At 43.3% G+C, this 21,821-nt stretch carries 17 protein-coding genes and 4 pseudogenes; 9 read left to right on the top strand and 12 right to left on the bottom strand.

The features are described 5' to 3' along the window. The first annotated feature begins 49 nt into the window (after positions 1–49). The 3 genes from TT12_RS06570 to TT12_RS06560 all read left to right on the top strand — a co-directional run bounded on the left by TT12_RS06570 (position 50) and on the right by TT12_RS06560 (position 2,276). Entirely contained in the window at positions 50–1,024 is a 975-nt protein-coding gene (locus TT12_RS06570; RefSeq protein WP_045453209.1) for an energy transducer TonB, read from the top strand. A 78-nt stretch (positions 1,025–1,102) separates the two neighbouring features. Beyond that, positions 1,103–1,792 carry a MotA/TolQ/ExbB proton channel family protein gene (locus TT12_RS06565; protein WP_045453206.1) on the top strand — a complete coding sequence of 230 codons (690 nt, stop codon included), beginning with the start codon at positions 1,103–1,105 and terminating at the stop codon, positions 1,790–1,792. A gap of 82 nt (positions 1,793–1,874) precedes the next feature. After that, a complete protein-coding gene (locus TT12_RS06560) occupies positions 1,875–2,276 on the top strand; it encodes an ExbD/TolR family protein (RefSeq protein WP_045444454.1) in 402 nt (133 codons plus the stop codon). A gap of 157 nt (positions 2,277–2,433) precedes the next feature. On the opposite strand, the gene TT12_RS16875 is transcribed toward TT12_RS06560, so the two are convergent. Both TT12_RS16875 and TT12_RS16870 read right to left on the bottom strand, forming a co-directional pair. After that, positions 2,434–2,694, bottom strand: a complete 261-nt coding sequence (locus TT12_RS16875; RefSeq protein WP_243443460.1) for a DUF2799 domain-containing protein — start codon at positions 2,692–2,694, stop codon at positions 2,434–2,436. 20 nt (positions 2,695–2,714) lie between these two features. After that, a complete protein-coding gene (locus TT12_RS16870; protein ID WP_243443445.1) occupies positions 2,715–2,906 on the bottom strand; it encodes a hypothetical protein in 192 nt (63 codons plus the stop codon). A 599-nt stretch (positions 2,907–3,505) separates the two neighbouring features. Between TT12_RS16870 and TT12_RS06545 the strand changes: the two genes are divergently transcribed. Together TT12_RS06545 and topA are read left to right on the top strand one after the other, a co-directional pair. Continuing rightward, on the top strand, positions 3,506–4,003 hold the full coding sequence (locus TT12_RS06545; RefSeq protein ID WP_243443444.1) for a hypothetical protein: 498 nt from the start codon (positions 3,506–3,508) through the stop codon (positions 4,001–4,003). Between the two features lie 288 nt (positions 4,004–4,291). Next, positions 4,292–6,955: pseudogene (gene topA / locus TT12_RS06540) on the top strand (type I DNA topoisomerase). 167 nt (positions 6,956–7,122) lie between these two features. On the opposite strand, the gene TT12_RS06535 reads toward topA, so the two are convergent. From TT12_RS06535 to lon, 3 genes are all read right to left on the bottom strand, one after another. Beyond that, positions 7,123–7,680, bottom strand: coding sequence for a superoxide dismutase family protein (locus tag TT12_RS06535; RefSeq protein WP_045444459.1), 558 nt, complete (start codon positions 7,678–7,680; stop codon positions 7,123–7,125). 199 nt (positions 7,681–7,879) lie between these two features. After that, entirely contained in the window at positions 7,880–8,974 is a 1,095-nt protein-coding gene (locus TT12_RS06530; protein ID WP_201605080.1) for an META domain-containing protein, read from the bottom strand. Positions 8,975–9,118: 144 nt separating this feature from the next. Next, positions 9,119–11,551 (bottom strand): endopeptidase La, encoded by a 2,433-nt coding sequence (gene lon, locus TT12_RS06525; RefSeq protein ID WP_045453357.1) that lies wholly within the window; start codon positions 11,549–11,551, stop codon positions 9,119–9,121. A 612-nt stretch (positions 11,552–12,163) separates the two neighbouring features. On the opposite strand from lon, the pseudogene TT12_RS06520 reads away from it, so the two are divergent. Continuing rightward, a pseudogene (locus TT12_RS06520) lies at positions 12,164–13,516 on the top strand (Na+/H+ antiporter family protein). Between the two features lie 73 nt (positions 13,517–13,589). On the opposite strand, the gene TT12_RS15415 reads toward TT12_RS06520, so the two are convergent. Genes TT12_RS15415 through TT12_RS06505 form a run of 3 tightly spaced genes read right to left on the bottom strand, consistent with a single transcriptional unit; the run spans position 13,590 to position 14,933 of the window. After that, entirely contained in the window at positions 13,590–14,051 is a 462-nt protein-coding gene (locus tag TT12_RS15415; RefSeq protein WP_201605078.1) for a hypothetical protein, read from the bottom strand. Next, positions 14,032–14,283 (bottom strand): hypothetical protein, encoded by a 252-nt coding sequence (locus tag TT12_RS06510; RefSeq protein ID WP_045453196.1) that lies wholly within the window; start codon positions 14,281–14,283, stop codon positions 14,032–14,034. Before TT12_RS06510 ends, TT12_RS15415 begins: the two co-directional genes overlap by 20 nt. Then, positions 14,283–14,933 (bottom strand): 5-formyltetrahydrofolate cyclo-ligase, encoded by a 651-nt coding sequence (locus TT12_RS06505; protein WP_045453192.1) that lies wholly within the window; start codon positions 14,931–14,933, stop codon positions 14,283–14,285. Before TT12_RS06505 ends, TT12_RS06510 begins: the two co-directional genes overlap by 1 nt. A gap of 195 nt (positions 14,934–15,128) precedes the next feature. Here TT12_RS06505 and fumC point away from each other — a divergent pair. The 3 genes and pseudogenes from fumC (at position 15,129) to TT12_RS06490 (ending at position 17,812) form a co-directional block, all read left to right on the top strand. Further along, positions 15,129–16,531 (top strand): annotated as a pseudogene (gene fumC, locus TT12_RS06500) (class II fumarate hydratase). A 178-nt stretch (positions 16,532–16,709) separates the two neighbouring features. After that, positions 16,710–16,940: a DUF4238 domain-containing protein gene (locus tag TT12_RS19085; RefSeq protein ID WP_353511616.1), complete on the top strand. Its 231-nt coding sequence runs from the start codon at positions 16,710–16,712 to the stop codon at positions 16,938–16,940. Next, positions 16,937–17,812: a DUF4238 domain-containing protein gene (locus tag TT12_RS06490; protein ID WP_207804016.1), complete on the top strand. Its 876-nt coding sequence runs from the start codon at positions 16,937–16,939 to the stop codon at positions 17,810–17,812. The genes TT12_RS19085 and TT12_RS06490 overlap by 4 nt, the downstream gene beginning before the upstream one ends. 127 nt (positions 17,813–17,939) lie before the next feature. Here TT12_RS06490 and TT12_RS06485 read toward each other — a convergent pair whose 3' ends face one another. From TT12_RS06485 to TT12_RS06470, 4 genes and pseudogenes are all read right to left on the bottom strand, one after another. Beyond that, on the bottom strand, positions 17,940–18,767 hold the full coding sequence (locus TT12_RS06485) for a MipA/OmpV family protein (RefSeq protein ID WP_045453183.1): 828 nt from the start codon (positions 18,765–18,767) through the stop codon (positions 17,940–17,942). Between the two features lie 229 nt (positions 18,768–18,996). Continuing rightward, entirely contained in the window at positions 18,997–19,971 is a 975-nt protein-coding gene (locus TT12_RS06480) for a rhomboid family intramembrane serine protease (RefSeq protein WP_045453180.1), read from the bottom strand. A gap of 169 nt (positions 19,972–20,140) precedes the next feature. Further along, positions 20,141–21,327 (bottom strand): annotated as a pseudogene (locus TT12_RS06475) (alpha-hydroxy acid oxidase). Positions 21,328–21,363: 36 nt separating this feature from the next. Continuing rightward, entirely contained in the window at positions 21,364–21,681 is a 318-nt protein-coding gene (locus TT12_RS06470; protein WP_045453176.1) for a glutaredoxin family protein, read from the bottom strand. Between the last annotated feature and the right edge of the window lie 140 nt (positions 21,682–21,821).

Genomic DNA, 21,821 nt, shown 5'->3' with positions numbered 1-21,821 from the left:
GCATTATTATCTACGCCATTCTACCTCGGTTAATGAATATTAGGGTGTTATGAGTTCAACGGATTTAGACGCGCCACCACTTAAATTGATACTCGCAGCTATTATTATAGTGGTGGGCTTGCACGTGCTGACGGCTGTTGCATTGGTGGCGATCAAGACGCCTGATATAAAAGTTGAACCAAAAAAAGACACACCACCTATCGAGATAGAGATGGTGACGTTACCTGTCAAAACGGCCGTCCCTGAAGTAGAAAAAGTTCAGGAAGTAACGCCCAAAAAAGCAGCGCCTAAAACAGAGTCAAAACCTGAATCTAAAAAACAAGCACCGTCAAAACCTAAAGTAGCTCCAGTAGTGAAGGCTAAGCAAAATACACCAGAAAAACCGGTGGTAAAAGCCAAAAAGGCTGATATAGCACCTGTCGTAAAAGTAGAAAAAAAGAAGCCTGATATTATTAAAAAAGAGGTGTCGAAAAAGCCAATAGTAGAATCGAAGGTGGATACCTCAATGGCTGATAGTCAACGTGAAGCTGAAGAACGACGTAAAATGCTAGCAGCAGAATCACAAAAGGCCGCTCAAGAAGCCCATGATAGAGCAGTGCAAGATGCTAAGATAATAGCCGATGCCAAGGCTGCCCGAGAGGCTCAAGCCGAAGCGAATGCCAGAAAAGCAGCAGAAGACAAAGCGGCTAAAGATGCCGCGCAAAAAGCAGCAGCCGCTGCAAGTAATCAACCTGTGAGCTTTACTGCTAGTGCTGCAGACTGGGCATCAGCGCCAAACTTTAGCTTTCCTACTCGAGCCGCTCGTAGAGCATCTTCGGGTGATACATTCAAAGTGGTATTGATATTAAGAGTGAATAAGCAGGGCGGTATTGATAGCGCCCGCGTTGCTCAATCTTCAGGCAATTCAATAGTAGATAAAGAGGCGCAGCGTCAAGTAAGCTCTGGAAAATTCAGACCTTTTACTAAAAATGGCGTACCCGTCGTCGGTAATGTGACATTACCTGTTACTTATAATGTGCCATAAATACATGGTTATTAGTACCAAGCATCGGCGCAATCGCAAATAATCGAACAATGGTAATAAAATACAAAGGAGTCTGACATGGACTTTATGCAATACTGGCAAATCAGCGACATGGTGACAAAAACTTTGTTCTTTTTGTTGCTTGCTTTATCTATTCTTTCTTGGGTGACAGGCATCATTCGTGTGCTACAAAGCCGCAAATTGGCCGCCAATGTTGCAGATGATTTGAATCAACAGATTCAAGTAAAACAGGCTGAGATGATAGCAGCAGATGCCACTACTCGCCGTTTGGTTACTGAGCAGATCTTGCTCAAGCATATTGGTCGTTACCGTTTTGCCAGTGAGCGTGGCTTACCTATTCTTGGGACGACGGCAGCAATTGCGCCATTTATCGGTTTGTTTGGGACGGTATGGGGAATTTTTCATGCGCTACATAATATTGGCATGAGTGGGCAAGCAGGCTTGGGACAAGTAGCAGGGCCAGTCGGTGAGGCACTTATCATGACAGGTTTAGGGATCGCCGTGGCGATTCCAGCCGTGGTGTTTTATAATCTTGCAGTGCGTATCAATCGCCGTGTGATGTATCACGCCAACGATAGAGCGCATGACTTATTAGCACGTTCTGCCGAAATGGTCGTTACCCAGCAGCCGTTAACGGACAGCAAATCGACTGTTACCCAAGATTCGTTAGCAAAGGGTATGCACTCGAACACAGCAGATGTTCAGCAAGTGACTCATTATCACAGTTCAGCCGCGTCGCAGCCTTAACGACTATCCATTGATGGGACAGTCCGTTAGGCGATAGTCAAGCGAGCTATATTGCGAATAACCAAATGTATTGAGAGTAATTATGGCATTTCAATTGGGTGATGATGACAGTCAAAGTATGAGTGAGATGAACCTCATTCCGCTTATCGACATCATGCTGGTATTGATGATTATATTTCTATTGACGGCGACCGTACTGAATCCGACAGTGCCACTAGAGTTGCCGAAGACCAGTGCTGCGTTAAATGAGGCGCCACCAGAGGCTATTCAAATTAGCATCGATAAAGACGCAGGGATATTTTGGGACAGCGATGCGATTAGCATGGAGGAGTTAGAGGCACGGTTACAACAGCAAAGTGCTGGAGGTAAAGACCCTTCTGTACAATTGCGTGCTGACAAAGACAGTAAATATGACACGGTCGCTCAAGTGCTAGCCGCTGCCAGTCAAGCAGGACTTACGAAGATAGCCTTTGTCAATGAATAAGGCGAGTCTATAAAAGACGTGATTATCATATGATGTTTGCTAGATAGCCAACCATCAAAAAGGTAGCTAATATAATAATAAAACAAAAATAATAAACTTTTCTCCAGCCTCAATGAGTACTTAAACCTCAAATTAAGTACTCATTGGGGTTTTCTTTTTACCAGCCATAGCCAAAGGGATGATAGCCGTAACCGAAGCGCCCAGGCCCGTAGCCAAACGGATAAGGCGAACGTAGGTAATCGAGATCACGTTGACGGATATAGTAGTAACGTCCTTGCGCGTAAGCTTCTTCTAGCTTTTCGATGCCTTCGAGCGGACAAACGGGCTGCCAGTCGTAGCCTTCGCGACCAAGTTTATAAGCATTGAGCTCGGTGCAGTAGCTTTTGAGACCTTGCTGTCGCCCTTGCTCCCATTGTATGCGGTTGGGCAGGGGACCACCTACCTTTGCGCAGCTATCAGCATAATGACCGAAATAAGCACCTGAACGCCTTGTAAGCCATCAGCATAGCCGACTTCTTGCCAGTTGCTTTCCTGACATTGCTGCGGGGTAAGATTTTGCGTCGTTGCACAGCCTGATAGGGTAAATAATGCAGCGCCTACTAGCGAGAGGGTAAGCCCAGTTTTACTCATGAGTTTATGGACACATTTGCTCGCTAGTGAAGCGGTCGATGAGTTTCGCTTAAGAAGATAATTCATAATAAACCTGCGCGCGTTTAAAATTATGGTTTATCATAGCACTTTTTGATGATGACAACTTTTTTGTATCTCGTTATTATGCTGTTTTTTATTCGAGTTAAGTGTTTGATCTATTAGCACATATAGCCAAGCCATCGAGATTCGAAAACGTGAGTGATTGGTGGTTATCAATTCATCATGCTTGATTTTTAACGGTTCGTGCTCATTATAAGCTTCTATATAGTAGCCAGTATTTAGATAATCATTCGTGAAACAGCCGCTCATTAGAACGCTACTGGTTAGAAAATGACTGGTTAAAAAGTGACTGCTCAAACAATCAATGATGGCTTTTTTATAGTTAGCTGGGCAATCACTGTCTTTGTTGTAGCCCGTTGTATAGATAGTAGCGGTTTTATTTTTTAGTACATTTTCATTTATCCAAAAGGCCGGACCATCATGGGAACATTCATTGGCGTTATCATTGTACTATTTGTATTAGGGAGTATGATGCGCTCAAACCTAACGGTATCGATCAGCGTTTGGATAAGCTGCGCATGACCGCGCGTCGCTTACAATTGAATCCAAAGCTGGTGAGCTGCCCTGATTGGATCAAAGGTAAAGACAACGAATATGGGCGTGGAATGTTAGGTCAATACTGTTTAGTGTTAGATAATGTGCAGCTGCCGCACACGCGCTATCAAGTGATTGATGGGCAATGGAGACCAGATAGTAGTTTTGTCGATACAAGCAAAGATGATGTTAAGCTCACGATTCCAAGTGCGATTCGTGCTAATAACAGCACTAATAATACGATTATCAAGAAGACCAATTTTAGCTTGGATAAAGCGCCGCTAGACTTGCCAATCAGTATTGAGCCGTTTGTTAAAGGTTTGCTGACTAAGGCCAATAGTATCGTGATTTATTGGGAAGATATCGCTTATGTGCGTCCTTCATCCAATCCCGCTTATCAGCAAAAATTGATTGAAGCAGATTTGTTGGTGCTCAAAAAACAGCTTGAACAATGGGCGTCAGAGATGCAAAAGCGCCTATAAAACGGCTACAAGGTAGAAAATAATTTTTTAATCTCCATTTATAAGCAATATGCAAGCACTTTTGGCAAACTCTCAGTCATTTACAGTTGACAGTGTAACGCTTAGCAGTGTAACGTCTTTATAACTGACTCTTTATCTTATGGTTATTGTTTGTTTTATAAACGTTTTTTTTAAGCAGCTATTACTATAATGATTCACCGCGCTACTATAACTCACAATTATAAATTGCCATGCTGCTGTATTTATTCTTACTTTTAATTTACTCATATAATAATGGTGTCGTCACATATGGCAAAAACCGCAACCAAAAAAAGTCCAGCGCCCGCTGCTGGTAATCCCAAAGGCAGTCCAAAGGGCAAGTCTTTGGTGATTGTAGAATCACCTGCCAAGGCAAAAACAATCAATAAATACCTTGGCGATGACTTTATCGTGCGCTCCAGTATTGGTCATGTCCGTGATCTACCAGTTGGCGCAAGCAAAAGTGCAAAAAAACCAACAACGACTAAAAAAGATGACAGTCTAAGCAAAGAAGAAAAAACCCAGCAAGCCTTGGTACGGCGCATGGGCGTCGATCCAGAACATGACTGGGCAGCAGTTTATGAAGTATTACCTAACAAGACTAAGGTTATCAAAGAGCTTAAAGCCTTAGCCAAAGACGCTGACAAAATCTATCTGGCAACGGATATGGATAGAGAAGGGGAGGCGATTGCTTGGCATCTTAAAGAAGTCATCGGCGGCGCTGACAGTAAGTATGAGCGCGTGGTTTTTAATGAGATTACCAAATCCGCCATTCAAAATGCCTTTAAGCAGCCTCCAAACTTGATATCGACCGTGTCAATGCCCAGCAAGCACGGCGCTTTTTAGACCGTGTCGTTGGCTTTATGGTATCGCCGCTGCTGTGGCAAAAGGTTGCTCGCGGTCTCTCTGCAGGTCGCGTCCAGTCAGTTGCTATGCGTTTGGTCGTAGAAAGAGAACATGAAATTCGCGCCTTTATACCAGAAGAGTATTGGCAAATTCATGCCGATACTCACGTTGCCAGTAGCAAAAAGGACGCTGAGCAAATTGCGATTCGCTTAGAGGCGACCAAGCAAGGCGGCAAAACGCTTAAGCTCGTTAATAAAGAGCAGACAGATAAAGTCTTAGAAATTCTTAACTCAAGTGACTTTATCGTCAAAGAGCGTGAAGAGAAGCCTACGCAGTCGCGTCCGAGTGCGCCATTTATCACCTCGACATTGCAGCAAGCAGCCAGCACGCGATTGGTTTTTCAGTTAAAAAGACCATGATTTTGGCACAGCGCTTATATGAAGCGGGTCATATTACTTATATGCGTACCGATTCGACTTTCTTATCTGGTGATGCACTTGCTGCGGTACGTGGCTATATCGAAGACAGCTATGGCGCAAAATACGTACCCGAAAAGCCAAACTTCTACGGCAACAAACAAGGCGCACAAGAGGCGCATGAGGCGATTCGTCCCTCTAACGTCAATATGAAGTCAACGCAGCTTAAAGGGGTTGAGCGTGATGCCATCCGCCTGTACGAGCTGATTTGGCGGCAGTTTGTCGCTTGTCAGATGCTGCCAGCAAAATACTTGTCAGTGAATCTATTCGTCGCTGCCAATGATGTCGAGTTAAAAGCACGTGGTCGTACGTTAGTATTTGATGGTTACACCAAGGTTATGCCACCGGCAAAAACTGACGATACCTTATTACCGGACGTGAAAAAAGGCGATAAATTAATACTAGATAAGCTCGATCCGAGTCAGCATTTCACCAAGCCGCCACCGCGCTATACCGAGGCAAGTTTGGTGAAAGAGCTTGAGAAAAAAGGCATCGGTCGTCCATCGACTTACGCCTCTATCATCTCGACCATTCAAGATCGCGGCTATGTGAAGCTTGAGAACAAGCGCCTGTTTGCTGAAAAAATGGGTGATATCGTTACCGACAGACTAACCGCAAGCTTCCCAGATTTGATGGATTATACCTTTACCGCCGCGCTAGAGGACAAGCTTGACCATGTGGCAGAAGGTGATACAGATTGGAAAGATGTCCTCGATAATTTCTATGGCGACTTCAAAACAACGCTTGATCGCGCCAAAGAAAAAGACGGTATGCGTCCAAATGATCCCACTGACGTACCAGACGTGCATTGCGATCTTTGCGATCGTCCAATGCAATTACGTACTGGCTCAACGGTGTATTCTTAGGTTGTACTGGCTATAATTTACCGCCAAAAGAGCGCTGTAAAGGCACTAAGAACTTAATGCCCGTCGAAGCTTTTGCCAATCTTGATGAGGCAGAAGGTGATGATGAAGCGGCAGAAGTTCGCGATTTGATGGAGAAAAAGCGTTGCCCGAAATGTAGCACGGCAATGAATGGTTATATCGTCGATGGCGGTCTGAAACTGCATGTGTGTGGTAACAATCCTGATTGTGATGGTTATGTCTTAGAAGAAGGCAAGTTCGAAGTGCCTGGCTCTGATTCTCCAACCATTGACTGTAATAAGTGCGATGGACAAATGGAGCTAAAGACGGGACGTTTTGGTCCTTACTTCGCTTGTCAGCAATGTGATAACACCCGTAAAGTGCTAAAAACAGGCGAAGCCGCACCGCCGCGCATGGATCCTATTCATCTGTCAGAGCTGAAATCAACCAAGCACGATGATTACTTTATCTTGCGTGAAGGGGCAGCTGGGATGTTCTTGGCAGCGTCTAAATTCCCGAAAGTACGCGAGACACGCGCACCCAAGCTGGCTGAGCTACGCGAAATCAAAGATAAAATGGAAGATAAATTCCAGTATTTGTTTGAAGGTCCAGATGAAGATCCAGATGGTAATCCCACCATTTTGCGCTGGTCACGTAAGAAGAAGGAGCAATATATCGGCTCTGAGAAAAATGGCAAGGCCACACGTTGGGGTGTGTATTGGCGTAATGGCAAGTGGGTAGAGGAGTAAGTCTCCTTTACCTTTTATCTTGATGATTGATTGTTAATATATGAGATTCTGTATCACCCATATTGTTTTAAGCTATAAAATTTTGAACAAAAAAACCTCTTAGAATCTAAGAGGTTTTTTGTGCTATTCATATTTGTGATATCAATAACAGCTAAGTTCATATGCTATTAGTTCTTTTCGATGATACCGCAAGCAACGCGGTCGCCTGCATTACCAGCTGGTTGGCTAGTATAGTCATCAGCACCGCTATGCACGATAAAGGCTAGACGATTAACGCTATATTTACCAGCATCAGCGACAGAGATTTTCTTATTCACATAGTTAATAGTAGCCACGCCATCTGCATTGGCAGTCAGGTTAGGCAAGTCGCCAGCATGACCATTCATATCGTCAGGATTAGAGTGAGGCTTATTGTCTGGATTAAAGTGACCACCTGCCGCTTTACCCATATCAGCACAGCTACCCGTTTCATGGATATGTAGTGAGACTGTCTTGCCCGGCTGCAAATTCATCAGCTTACCGTAAACTTGTACGCCGCCATCCACAGGGCGTAAGAATACTTGACCCACTTCATTTTTATTACCAGCGACTGCATTGATAGTAGATTTTAAGGCAGGTTGGCTAAGTGGATTGCCAGTTTGCATTTGACCTTCGACGGTTTGACAACCCGTCATTACTAACGCTGAACCACATAATAGCGCACTTGCAAGCATCGTCTTATTCATTATTATCTCCAATTATTTTTAATATTTAGTTATTTTTGATAAGAAGCTAACTCTTGAAGGTTTATAGATAAATACCTTTTGATTTCTATAAACATTCGTTAGTGTCGTCATCAGTATAGCTAAGGATTAGATATAGTTATTCATCAAATGCGCAACAATCGGTTAATAAATGTAAGTATCGTATGGGTTTGAAAATTGTTTACGGTATTTTCTTTACTTCGTTTTGCCATACTAAAGTTTCGCCTGATTCTAACTTTTGAGTAAGGAGATAGCTGGATTCAGAATTATCAGAAGGATTAGATACTCTCTGCGTATCAAGATTGATCAGTGTTAACTGACTAGAACTATAAAGCATTAGGCGGCTAAGACTTGATTCAATATCATCAATGTCATCACCACACCCTACCATCGTTGAAGGGTTGCCACCAATTAGCAACGTTTGATTAGTAGATAAAGCATAAGACCCACCAGCCCCATTGCATCCGACAGAAAATCCAATACCTTGGCTAAAACTACTTTGCTGAGGATTGCTATAATCATGTGAACCAAGCCTGTAGTTTGCAGTAATAGGTACATCTGGACGATTAAATTTATTAATAGTTTTATTGGTATCGTCAGTTGCACTAATAAGACGCCATTGGTATCGCTCTAATAATTCATTGATAAGCGGTATGCCCGCCACAGGATATTCAGGCTTGGGCGTACCCGAAAAAATCAGTGTTTTTCCTTTATTGGTTTTTAGAGCCAGCTGTTTTAATGTCTTGTTAGAACTCTGTGCAGAGTTTGCTAGTACTGGATCAAATCTGAAAGCTGTATCTGAATAGGGTATAAAAACACTATTTACGACATTTCCTGTTTTGTTTTTGATTGTGTTTTTATTACTCAAGTTTTCGATAATTGAATGGTTTACTGTGGTGCAGTTATCAGATGGTTCGCTGACATTGATTTGCCCGTAAAGGTAAGGTAATGGTAACCACATATCAAAAGAAACTTGGTGACGTTGACAGCCTTCTGTAAATGTTAAAAGGCTTGGATGTACCTCCATTATCAAAGGCAGCTTTTGGTTAAAAGCCTTGATTCGACCCTTATCATCGCTGACATAGGTTAATTGCCACTCATATTTTGTGGTGGTTTGAAACAGTCTGGATTCGAGCGTGGTCGCTGACCAGTTTTTATCGTCGATGACGGTCCTGGTTTGTGCTGAATGATTAAGGTTGTTGGTTTGGCAGCCTAACAAAGCGAGGGGTAGTAATGTGCTTATTACAACTAGAGGTACCCTTAAATGATTTAACATTGCACTTTCCTAATTAATAAACATTTGTCTAAAATATAGCATAAGGTATTATTAAGAGTGTTCTTTATTTTTGCCAAAAAAAGCCGCCCATCATTATGATGAGCGGTTTTTTGATTTATAAGACTGGATTAGTAACTAATCAGATTAGTTATGCAACGCTTTGCTTGAGGTTTTATCAACCGTCACTTTAGCTGGTTTAAGCGGCACTGGCATACTGACCAAAGCAACTTTTAATATCTCATCAATCGTGGCTACTGGCTGAATAGTTAGACCAGCTTTAACGTTATCAGGGATATCGGCCAAGTCACGCTCGTTGGTCGCTGGAATCAACACATGCTTGATACCACCGCGATGCGCAGCAAGTAGCTTCTCTTTTAGACCACCGATGCGTAGGATTTTACCGCGTAAGGTAATCTCACCTGTCATCGCAATATCTGGACGAATGGCAATGCCAGTTAAGGCGGAGACTAGCGCCGTCGTTAGTGCACCACCAGCCGATGGGCCATCTTTCGGCGTGGCACCTTCTGGCATATGGACGTGGACATCAGTCGTCTTAAAGGTTTCGTAGTCGATACCCAAACTGTCTCCGCGAGCACGCACCACACTCATCGCAGCGCGAATCGACTCTTTCATCACATCGCCGAGCGAACCAGTAAAGCTCAGCTCGCCTTTACCTTTCATCGCCACCGCTTCGATAGTAAGTAGCTCACCACCGACTTGTGTCCACGCAAGACCAGTGATACGACCAATCTCAGGCTCTTCTTCTGCCAGACCGTAGTCATACTGATGGACACCAAGATAGTCATCGATGTTTTTGTCATCGACCACAATTAGCTGACGTTCTGCTTTCTTCGGAGCACGTGCGCCATGAGTTTCAACCGAACCGCGAACCACTTTACGGCAGATTTTATTCACTTCACGCTCAAGGTTACGCACACCAGCTTCACGCGTATAGCTACGCACGATGCTATGCAACGCCGCTTCGACAATCTCAATTTCGCCTTCTTTGAGACCGTTATTCTTAATGGCTTTTGGCACCAAGTATTTCTGCGCGATGTTGACCTTTTCTTCTTCGGTATAACCCGGTAGACGAATGACTTCCATACGGTCAAGCAGGGCAGGCGGAATATCCATACTGTTCGCAGTACAGATAAACATCACTTGCGACAAATCTAAGTCCATGTCTAAATAATGGTCGTTAAAAGTATCGTTCTGTGAGGGATCTAACACTTCAAGCAATGCTGAGGCTGGATCACCGCGGAAATCTTGCGCCATCTTATCGATTTCATCTAATAAGAACAGCGGGTTTTTAACTTCAACTTTGGCCAGTGATTGGACAATTTTACCCGGCATCGCGCCGATATAAGTGCGGCGATGACCACGGATTTCCGCTTCATCACGCACGCCGCCAAGCGCCATACGTACAAATTTACGACCAGTCGCACGGGCAATCGACTCGCCTAATGAGGTTTTACCAACACCTGGAGGACCGACTAGGCAAAGAATCGGACCGCGAAGTTTTTTCACTCTTGATTGCACGGCGAGGTATTCTAAGATGCGATCTTTCACATCTTGCAAGCCGTAATGATCTTCGTCCAATACCGTTTTGGCTTTTTCTAAATTGATGGAAACCTTGGTTGTGGCATTCCACGGTGTGTCCAAAATCCATTCAATATAGTTGCGCACCACGGAAGACTCTGATGAGGCAGGTGGCATCATCTTGAGCTTTTTCAGCTCTTGATCCGCTTTTTTACGCACATCTTCTGGCAAGTCAGCATCTTCTAGACGCTGCTCTAGCTCAGCCACATCATCTTCACCATCGAAGGCGCCGTCATTCATATCTGACAGCTCATTTTTAATGGCTTTCATCTTCTCGTTTAAGAAGTATTCGCGCTGATTGTCTTCCATTTGCTGACGGACCGCTTCTTGGATATCTTGCTCGATATTTTGTTCAGCACTCTGCTTAACCAAATATTCGGTTAAGGTATTGATATGGGTTTTAAGGTCATCATTTTCTAAGAATGATTGCTTAATATCTAAATCCATCGACACACGGGTTGAGATGAAATAAACCAGCTCAAGCAAATCATCGATACGTTTTGCCACACGAGTCAGCTCGCGAGCATTACGCAGACGCGCATCCGCATAGCTTTCAAACAGTGTGGTTAATGCTTGAATCGTGTTTTTCTGCTGGCTCTCATCCATACTGACATCAAGGTCAGCACGCTCAAAGCTTGCCATTAATAAGTCATCATGATTTTCGATGTCATCAACACGGGCACGATATTGACCTTCGATCAATACTTTGATGCAGTTCTCATCACTGTCATGCGGCATGGTACTGACGATGCGGCAAACCGTACCGTATTGATACAAGTTATCTTGATCGATGTCTTCAGTCAGCGAGTCTTTTTGCGCCACGACCAAGACTTTATTGCCATACTCAGCCTGTGCCAATTCAACGGCCTTTACCGATGGCTCACGACCGACGAACAAGGCAATCTGCATGTGCGGATAAACGACAACATCGCGCAATGCCAGTAGTGGTAAATAGTTTTCTGTACCGTCACCTTTTATACTATCGTCTTTTGCGTCATCGTCTTCAATAGTGTTGTCCTTGTCTTCATTATCTTTATCATCACTATCTTTGCTATCACCATCTTCAACGCGATCAGCTGTTGCAGCTACATCACCTGTCGTATCGTTAGGCGCGCTGTCTCGCTCCTGATCATCAGCAACAGTAGATGAAACGTCGACATCGATGTCGATATTGTCTTGGGCAATTTTATGTTCACTCATATATTCTTCCTCGTTCACCAGACTTGTAAAGTCAAGTTCGTGGTTCATGTTTAGATAAATGGTGCTCACCGATAAAATTGCAAGGCTTGTAGGCAAAGTCACACGCTTATCTGCGCAAAATAGTTATATCTATCTAAAGACTGCGAGTCATATTGTTATCCATAATTTTAAATAACAGGTGACATTTAATGTATACAGAGCATGGGTAAGAAGTGCGTAGCTAATACCTATTGGGTTCTGTGCGTAGGATTTGTGTGCAAAATAAGGTAAACTGACGCGCGTCTTAAACGGTGGTTTTAGCGTCAAGCGGTTTAGAGGCGAGGGTGATATCCATCATCCATGAGATATTAATAGGTCTTAATCAGACAGAATAAGAGGCAATATATGACCATCAATGCGGTACTGCTGGCAGTCGTCATCATGCTAGGGCTGTCTTTGGCGCGTGTACACGTGGTACTCAGCTTATTAATCGGTGCGCTGGCAGGTGGACTCATCGCTGGTTTGGGTATGACCGATACTTTGAATGCCTTTCAAGAAGGTATCCGAAATGGCGCACAAATTGCACTGTCCTATGCGCTGCTTGGGGCTTTTGCAGTGGCGATTGCGCATTCAGGATTGCCACAGTCACTGGCAGGGGCGGTGATCAAACGCATTGATGCGGGTGGTACGAGTGGAATGATTAAATACATGCTGTTTGCAGGCTTAATCACCATGAGCTGCTTTAGCCAAAACTTAATCCCTATTCATATTGCCTTTATTCCATTGCTAGTACCGCCATTATTACTCGCCTTCAATCGCATGCACATCGATAGACGTTTAATTGCTTGTCTACTGACTTTTGGTCTTGTGATACTTACATGTTTATTCCGTATGGCTTTGGCGATATTTATCTCAATCAAATCATGCTGAAAAACGTCGGTGAAGCAGGTGTCGATATCAGTAACATCTCAGTCACCAAAGCATGGCAATTCCAGCTTTGGGTATGTTCGTAGGCTTGCTCGTCGCCGTATTTATCAGCTACCGTAAACCGCGCCAGTATCAGCAGCTAGCACTTGATAAAGCTGCGCATGATGAGGTATTAGAGGGTGACGCGTTAAGCAAAACCGCAGCTAGTGCGCAAACACAAAGCAAGATGAAAACATTGGTGGCGCTTGCCGCAATTGTAACGGCATTTGTGGTGCAGATGTATACCGACTCACTTTTGCTTGGCTCGATGTTTGGCTTTGGCGTCTTTATGGCGACGGGCGTCGTTAAATGGAGTGAAGCCGATACAGTCTTTAATGACGGTATCAAATTGATGGCGATGATTGGCTTTATTATGATTACCGCGCAAGGCTTTGCAGAAGTGATGAAAGCAACCGAACAAATTCAACCATTGGTTGATGGTGCTGCGTCTTTATTCGCAGGTAATAAAGCGATAGCTGCATTTATTATGCTGTTAATTGGTTTAATTGTGACCATGGGTATTGGTTCGTCATTCTCAACCATTCCTATTTTGGCCGCGATTTATGTGCCGCTATGTATCTCGTTAGGTTTTCGCCATTGGCAACCGTGGCGATTATTGGTACGGCTGGCGCGCTCGGTGATGCAGGTTCTCCAGCATCAGATTCGACTCTTGGACCCACTTCTGGTCTAAACATCGACGGCCAGCATGACCATATCAAGGACAGTGTGGTGCCGACATTCTTGCATTACAACATTCCATTATTGATATTTGGTTGGATTGCGGCGATGGTGTTGTAGGCTATCAAAGTTAAGTAGAGATTGGTGTAGGCTGGGTTTTTAACCCAGCTTTAAAATATCAATTACCTTGTTATTAAACTGATTCTATACGAAAAAATCGCCTTAAAACAAATAAACAGACCTGCCAAAAGCAAAGCAATAAAAATAGTAAAGAGGAAAAAAACGTCCAAAAAATCATCCCACCTAATGACGGCGGTGCATGCATCGCCATCATACCGGAACCAAATAAAAATAAAATGCTAGTCCCCAGCATAGTGAAAAACTTCCAGCGACTATCCATATATACATCCATAGTCACCAGTAAGCTTAAATGAAACAGCATTCCTATTATTAATATAACGACTAATTCTATAGGATAGGGATGCGGAAGAGGAATATTCTGAACGTGAAGTAAATAGGGGTCTGTGCTAAAACCTAAAGTGATAATAAGACCGACGAAAATGATCCACAAGATAGCAAAAACTACCCTTAGTGGTTTTGAGCGAAAGTAGCTCATTGTTGTCTTTGCAAATCCTCTATGGGTATTTATTGTCATTTTCAAAATCTTTAATCCCATCATTCAAACTACTCAAAAACGCATCGCTTTGCGCCATCAGCTCATTCAAGCGTTCTTCATTGACTAGCCGTGCTAGCTCATCAGCGCTAAAAGACTGCTCTTGACTGTAGTAACGCAACTCTCTAGCGTCCTCGCTACCTAACGTTTGCAAATACTCGTCCACATGATGAGCGCTAGAGTTAGTATCCATCGCTTGCTTATCCTCTTTCATTAAAACCACCTTATGCCGCTTGGTGTAATTAAGCCATCTAGTGGCACATCCCACGGTTGCCGCTGTAATTGTTCAACTACTTGGAAGTCATAACACCAACCAATTTTTAACGGCTTTTTCGCCCCTGACCGATAGCCTTTACCTAACGTAGTGTCATAAAAGCCGCCACCCATGCCCATACGATTGCCGTTTAGGTCTACTGCCACGAGCGGACAAATAATCACATCCAATTCGCGCGCCCAAAGTAGACGGCGATGATGGTTTTGCTTCATCCCTAAGCTATGAATGCGCGTCGGTACATTTAACAGCTTTGATTGATAAACAGGTACGAAACGTAGATGTTTATCATCGCTGCCATTGCTGGCACGACCAAGCGAGCCGACGACTGGTAAATAAGGTAAATAGCCTAAGCATTGACACCAGTCCAATATTGGCTGAGTAGGTAATTCGCCAAAGCCATCGTAATATAAACCAATACGCGCACGCGGTGCTAAGCGCTGTTGCAACTTAACTAAATGCAAACTTGCCATGCGCGCGTATTGGCTGCGCTCGCCATATGTTAACTGACGACGCTGGCGGGTAAATTGCCGTCTCGGCGGATTGCTAACGGTAGATGTCTGAAACTCAGAATGTTTTAACTCAGGATGCATAGATAGACTATCCCATAATGTATTAAATTGATGATGGCTGTTGCTTGTAGAGAGCAGCAATGGCTATTTGTGAATATTCAACACGGTCTAGTCATGCTATCATAACGCCACTTTACAGCGTATTTTCCTTTATGTGCAGCGTGTGTTGCACTTTTTTCGAAGCAGCTATACAACAAACCATCAAAGAGGGTAGTTATGTCGACACAGAATCAGGCAACTCGTACCGAAAAAGATACCATGGGCAACGTGGAAGTCCCAGCTGACGCTTATTGGGGTGCGCAAACTCAGCGTAGCCGTGAGAACTTTAAAATCGGTGGCGAGACTTTGCCACGTCCAATGATTGAAGCAATGGCACTGGTCAAAAAAGCCGCTGCAATCACCAATGCTGGCCTAGAGCGTATCGACGCTGACAAGCGCGATTTAATCGTGCAAGCCGCTGATGAAATCATCAATGGTGGTCTAACGGATCAGTTCCCATTGGTTGTATGGCAGACAGGTTCTGGCACCCAGTCAAACATGAACATGAATGAAGTACTAGCCAACCGTGCCAACGAAATCGCTGGTTCTGAGCGCGGCAGCTACACGCCAATTCACCCAAATGATCATGTAAACCATGCACAGTCTACCAACGACAGCTTCCCAACGGCGATTCGTGTTGCCGCTGCTCGTGAAATCAACGGTTTATTGATTCCAGCCGTAAAAGCACTACGCGATACACTAGCTGCAAAAGCCAAAGAATTCGATAGCATTGTTAAAATTGGTCGTACACATTTACAAGACGCCACGCCTTTGACCTTAGGTCAAGAATTTAGCGGCTATGTAAGTCAACTTGACCATTCATTGACTCGTATCGATAACGCGCTACAAGGTCTATATGAATTGCCACTAGGCGGTACAGCGGTTGGTACTGGTCTAAACGCCCATCCTGACTACGCAGTAAAATCAGCTGAGCAGCTGTCAACCTTGACTGGACTGCCATTTGTCACATCACCAAACAAATTTGAAGCACTAGCCGCCCGTGATGCTGAAGTATTTGCGTCAGGTGCACTAAAAACGCTAGCCGCTAGCTTAAACAAAATCGCTAACGACGTACGTTGGTTGGCATCAGCCCTCGTTGTGGTTTGGGCGAGTTGACGATTCCTGAAAATGAGCCAGGCTCATCTATCATGCCGGGCAAAGTGAACCCAACTCAGTCAGAAGCGATGACTATGGTTGTCGCTCAAGTGATGGGTAACGATGTAACGATCAGCATGGCGGGCGCATCAGGTAACTTTGAGCTAAACGTCTATAAGCCAGTGATTGCCTTTAACTTATTGCAATCTATCAAGCTACTTGGTGATGCGTGCAACAGCTTCAACGAAAACTGTGCGGTTGGTATCGAGCCAGTAAAAGATAAAATCGATGACTTTTTGCATAACTCATTAATGCTAGTCACCGCATTGAACCGTCATGTTGGTTATGAAAATGCAGCGAAAATCGCTAAAACTGCTTATAAAGAAAACAAAACTTTGAAGCAAGTTGCAGTTGAGCTAGAATTGCTAACTGAAGCTCAGTTTGATGAGTGGGTTATTCCTGCTGATATGGTAAACCCTAAGTAATCTATCTAATAGTTTCTTAGAATAGTAAAAAGACCTTGTCGTGATGCAAGGTCTTTTTTTTGTTTTCGATTTTGGATCTGATACTACTTTTAGCTATTAATTTTTTCATTTGCTATAGAGATAATACGATTTACTCATTATCATATTAAGTTTACTCTCAATATCAAAATTACATTCAATGAGGCAAAAAATGGCTTCCAATAAGAACCAACATTATGTACCTCAGTGCTATTTAAAAAAATTCTCTACTGATGAATCAAAAGCAGCTATTTGTCTCTATAATCTGAACAAAAAGAAACTAATAGAAAATGCACCTATAAAGAACCAGTGTTCAAAAAATTACTTCTATGGTGAAGATCTAGCTTTAGAGAAGGCGTTACAGCCGATTGAAGGCAGTTCTCTGAAATAGTTCGCAATCTTGAAAATATAAATTACGTTCTGACAGACAAAGACAAGCTATTTCTCATAGAATTCTGGCTACTTCAACGTGCAAGAACCGAGGAGTTTTCTAAGTCTACTGCTGAATCAACTGAACAAGATATAAAAACTTTGCTTTCTATTGACATTAAAATGGAAGTTAAAGAAGTTGTTCACAAAGTAATGCAATCGATCTTAAAAGATAGGCATTTAATCCATGACTTAAAGGTTTGTATTTTAAAGAACAATACTAAAACTGATTTCATAACCTCAGACCATCCAGCAGTACTCACAAATCGATGGTATTTTCTCAATAAGAAAGTGCAATTTAGATCTTTTGGATTACAGTCAGCAGGAGGACTATTTATTTTACCTCTTACTCCTAGAATTCTTATGTTGGCCTATGATAAAGATGTTTATAGTATTGCCAATATAAAAGGGTGGGTTCAGCTTAAAAATAGGCATGATATAGATGCTTTTAACTATCTTCAGTTACTGAATTGTCGAGCTAATATATACACAGCAAATCCTGATAGTGCCCTATACCTAGAGATTCTTCATAACAAAGTGGAGTATTCAAAATCTTTGCAAGGTCATAAAACAGAGTTTTACATTTCAGATAACTCTGACGGTAAGATAAAAGATGAAAATCGAATTGATGTTTCTGAAATTAAGGTAAATCAAAAATTCTTCAAAGTCTCTCAAACTGTTTACGCTGCACCACCAATATGGCCTAGAGTAATAAATTGGAAGCCAAATGGATTTATAATGACAAATGACACGTATGATGATTTTGTTCGTCAAGCAGTAGTAAAAAAAATAGGGCGAAGTGATTTTTATAAAATGTCGATCCGCGAAAGCTAGCTAGATTCAGTAAAAGTAATTTTATTCAAACAACTAAACTAAACCTCTCTGATTTCTTAAAAACTCAAAATATGTGTTGATCTAAACTACCTACAAAAAAGCCGAGCAAAATGCTCAGCTTTTTATATCAATCCCTCAAAAATCTAAACTTATAAAGCAAACCAAGCGTCGAAGTTGACTCAGTACGCGAGTCAACCATTGGGCTATCGTATTGTTCATTCGGCAAATAGCTTAAGCTTTGATTGGCAAACAATGCCCAGCGTTCATTGAAATCATAGTTGGCACTAATGTTAACGTAAGGATTCAAGCTCGAATTAGACTTATAAGCGGCGACGCCTGTTTCCGCTGACTCTTTTTCACTGACGCCATAATAGTATTCATTATAGTCAGCATCGTTGTATTCAAAACCAATGCTTGGATAGACTGTTAGCTTGTCTTTCGTAATTCTAGCGAGATAGGTCAAACGAGCTGTATTACCACCGCTACGGTCTAAAACATCAGTCGCGATTTGAGCACGGAAACCACCGACGGGCGTGCGGCGCAAATAAGTTAGACCAGCAGCGACTGATGCTTCACGCTCATCGAGACCTTGCAATGCGCCTCTAGCATCATCAGGATCGAAATCGTTGCCAGCGAGCTGAGCATAAGCCGACAGCTGATTTTTGCCATCATTAATGATATAAGCACCCGCTTGAGCGCCGCGCACATAGAATCTATTGTTGTCATAAAAAGCGCCCGGCAACACACGTACATCGAGGCTGTCTTCCATATCGTAGGCTGAGTTGACGGCTATGACGTTGACACCCACGCTTAATACAGCGTCTTGGTCAGTAGGTAAATTGTCCTTAAAAAGTGCAGCATTGGACATACTGGCGACACTAAATAACGCGGTAGCCGTTAATGCGCTAAGCATGACGCGCGTAGAAATATGAGGTAGCGCTACAGGTTTAAACATAATAAAGTCTCGTGAATGGATGAAATAATTGGGGGCAATCGTGTATAGTCAAGGAATTTTAGAATCGCTACAAGGCGACCGACCGCAGATAGTAAACTGAGTACATCTAGGCGGGTAACACCGTAGCGGTTTAAAAGTGCTCTGACTTATAGCAAGAAGCGAGTAAGGAAAACCTAACCAGTAAGCTGTTATCATGAACTATTTAGCAATGATAAATAACTATGAAGGTTTACTCAATGGTTTTTAATACTTGTAGTATTTGATCATGAATATCTTGCCACCACCAAATAAAGCCAATGCTAATCAGTAGCATAATTAACCATGGTAGTAATTGCCAAATAAGGATAGATTTGGTCGGTGTTTCTTGTTCACTAAGGTGGCTGTGATTAGCATGAGTATTTAAGTGTGAGTTTACAGCAGAGTCGGGGTAGAAACTGCTTTTATTGTCAAAACCGACAGTATTAAAGTGCTCATTATTAGCAAGAGAATCACTATCGCTGCTTACTGGAAAATTGATATAAGTCGTTCGATAACGGTCGTCATAAGTAGCTGGGTTAGGCGTATTCTGTGACGCTATTGTCATACGCTGACGGTAGGCGATTGCGAATGCCAGTGCAATCACTAAGCCAGTCACCGCGCCGCCGATATGCCCCGCATTGTCGATACCCGGTACGGCAAAACCATAAACTAGGTTGATGCCCATGATAAATATCAAGCTCTTAAGATTGAGCACCATGCCATTGACCGATATTTTAAACAGCGCGGCTATCAATAATGCCGCGCCGATACCCATGATGCCACCTGACGCCCCAGCCGATAGACCCGGCTGACCAGTTCCTTCTACAATACTGTGCCACGTGACATAGTTATTCAGTAAGTTGCCCCCGATCGCCGCCAGTAAAAATAATGCCAAAAACTTGGCTGAGCCAAACATCGGCTCGGCAATCTGCCCAAAGAAATACATGGCAAATCCATTAAACAATAAATGCATCAAGCCGATGTGTAAAAAGGCACTGCTGACCAAGCGCCACGGCTCATCACCCATGGTAAATGGCAATGCATTGGCACCCCATTTTAAGAGCGCCTCAGTCGATGGGTTATTGGCATCGACGCCTGTCAGTACCTGCATGATGAATAACCCAATAAAGCTGGCTAGTAACAGCGTGGTGACAGGGGCTGTTTTTAATAATTGTTGAATGGTCATAAAGGTGAGATATCATTAGAATGTTATAAATAGAGTATAAAGGGTATGGTCAAATAATGTCAGACATCTGCATGACATTATGATTTGATGAGTAGTACTCTTAAACGATTAGTGCCCTTAATAGTGGATCGTTTTAACGACCGTTTTAATGACATGTTTAACGACAAATTTAATGATTAGCAACTTTGAGGTTCTCATAAGTGCCTTTTACCAATATATCAGTGGTGACCTTATTGATATCAGTATGACCACAGAACGCCATCGATAGATCGCATTCTTTATGGATGATTTCCAGTGCACGGCGCACGCCATCTTCGCCATAAGCACCCAGACCGTAAAGAAAAGCGCGACCAATCATCGTGCCTTTTGCACCCAATGCGCGCGCTTTTAGTACATCCTGACCCGAGCGAATGCCGCTGTCTAACCACACCTCGATATCGCTATTTTCAGCATGCACCGCTTGTACGATATCGGATAGGCAGATATGGAGGAAAGGGCGCCATCTAATTGACGACCACCATGGTTTGAGACGACCAGTGCATCGGCACCGCTACGAGCAGCCATAATGGCATCTTCAGGTTCCATGATACCTTTAATAATTAATTTGCCGCCCCACATATCTTTGATGCGTGCCACGTCATCCCAGCTCAAGCGCGGATCAAATTGCTCTTCCGTCCAAGCGGTGAGAGAAGATAAGTCATCGACGCCTTTCGCATGACCGACGATATTGCCAAAGCTATGACGTTTGGTGCCCAGCATATTCATACACCACTGAGGCTTGGTCATCAGGTTGACGATATTGGCAAGTGTGGGTCTAGGCGGTGCAGACAAGCCATTTTTGATGTCCTTATGGCGCTGTCCCAGCACTTGTAAATCCGCGGTGAGGATCAACGCCGAACAATTGGCATCTTTCGCCCGCTGAATCAAATTGGCCACATAGTCATGATCGCGCATCACATATAGCTGAAACCAAAAGGGCTTGCTAGTATGGGTGGCGATATCTTCGATAGAGCAGATACTCATAGTCGATAGCGAAAACGGCACGCCGAATTTTTCTGCTGCCCGCGCAGCATGAATCTCGCCGTCCGCCCACATCATACCGGTAAAGCCAGTGGGTGCGATGGCGACGGGCATTTTTACCTCTTCATCAATCATCTGGGTTGCCAGACTGCGGTTGTCCATATCGACCAGCACGCGCTGGCGTAGCTTGATACGATCAAAGTCAGTCTCATTACTGCGATAAGTCGTCTCAGTCCATGAGCCTGAATCGACATAATCATAAAACATCCGCGGCACTTTTCGCTCAGCAACGCGGCGCAGGTCTTCAATTTCAGTAATTTTGCTCAAATTTTTCATTATGTTCTCACTACATCGTTTTTTATTGTAGGCTTGCTATGATTGCATGAAAAGTTGCTGTAAATCCATGACTGAAAATGGATAGTTTAATCGTTTTGATGGTGTCAAAATTACAGGAATAGTGGTGGCAAATTCCATAATCAGTGCTTCGTCGAAATGAGCGATATCGACCTGTTTATAAGCAATCGGCTGTACGGCTTGAAACTGAGTCAGCAGTTGCGCTGCGATGTCACATAAATGACAGCCAGACGTCCCAAGTAGCCACCATTTATCGCTATTTTCAGCATCCCCTAGATTGGGGTTTGCAGCAACCATACGTTCTCGTAAGGCTTTTATATTATTATCATCGTACATATTTATTCTCTTGTCTTAATACTTGTCACAAATTTTTGGTTTTTAGGACTTCGATTGCCAGCATAAATACTGCCTGATCTTTTTTACGTAGACTCTATGGCATGATAAAGAAGTGGGGTAAATAATGACAGCGATTGTGA

The organism is Psychrobacter sp. JCM 18903, assembly GCF_000586475.1.
GTDB lineage: Bacteria > Pseudomonadota > Gammaproteobacteria > Pseudomonadales > Moraxellaceae > Psychrobacter.
Note: the sequence above shows the minus strand (reverse complement) of the source record. Positions and strands in the feature narration are given on the sequence as shown.

Coding starts and splice junctions, on each gene's coding strand:
- TT12_RS06565 (WP_045453206.1), top strand. CDS start 1,103: ATGGACTTTATGCAATACTGGCAAATCAGCGACATGGTGACAAAAACT.
- TT12_RS06560 (WP_045444454.1), top strand. CDS start 1,875: ATGGCATTTCAATTGGGTGATGATGACAGTCAAAGTATGAGTGAGATG.
- TT12_RS06485 (WP_045453183.1), bottom strand. CDS start 18,767: ATGTTTAAACCTGTAGCGCTACCTCATATTTCTACGCGCGTCATGCTT.
- TT12_RS06470 (WP_045453176.1), bottom strand. CDS start 21,681: ATGTACGATGATAATAATATAAAAGCCTTACGAGAACGTATGGTTGCT.
- TT12_RS06545 (WP_243443444.1), top strand. CDS start 3,506: ATGACCGCGCGTCGCTTACAATTGAATCCAAAGCTGGTGAGCTGCCCT.
- TT12_RS15415 (WP_201605078.1), bottom strand. CDS start 14,051: ATGACAATAAATACCCATAGAGGATTTGCAAAGACAACAATGAGCTAC.
- TT12_RS06570 (WP_045453209.1), top strand. CDS start 50: ATGAGTTCAACGGATTTAGACGCGCCACCACTTAAATTGATACTCGCA.
- TT12_RS06530 (WP_201605080.1), bottom strand. CDS start 8,974: ATGTTAAATCATTTAAGGGTACCTCTAGTTGTAATAAGCACATTACTA.
- TT12_RS06510 (WP_045453196.1), bottom strand. CDS start 14,283: ATGAAAGAGGATAAGCAAGCGATGGATACTAACTCTAGCGCTCATCAT.
- TT12_RS06505 (WP_045453192.1), bottom strand. CDS start 14,933: ATGCATCCTGAGTTAAAACATTCTGAGTTTCAGACATCTACCGTTAGC.
- TT12_RS06480 (WP_045453180.1), bottom strand. CDS start 19,971: ATGACCATTCAACAATTATTAAAAACAGCCCCTGTCACCACGCTGTTA.
- TT12_RS19085 (WP_353511616.1), top strand. CDS start 16,710: ATGAGGCAAAAAATGGCTTCCAATAAGAACCAACATTATGTACCTCAG.
- TT12_RS06535 (WP_045444459.1), bottom strand. CDS start 7,680: ATGAATAAGACGATGCTTGCAAGTGCGCTATTATGTGGTTCAGCGTTA.
- TT12_RS16870 (WP_243443445.1), bottom strand. CDS start 2,906: ATGAGTAAAACTGGGCTTACCCTCTCGCTAGTAGGCGCTGCATTATTT.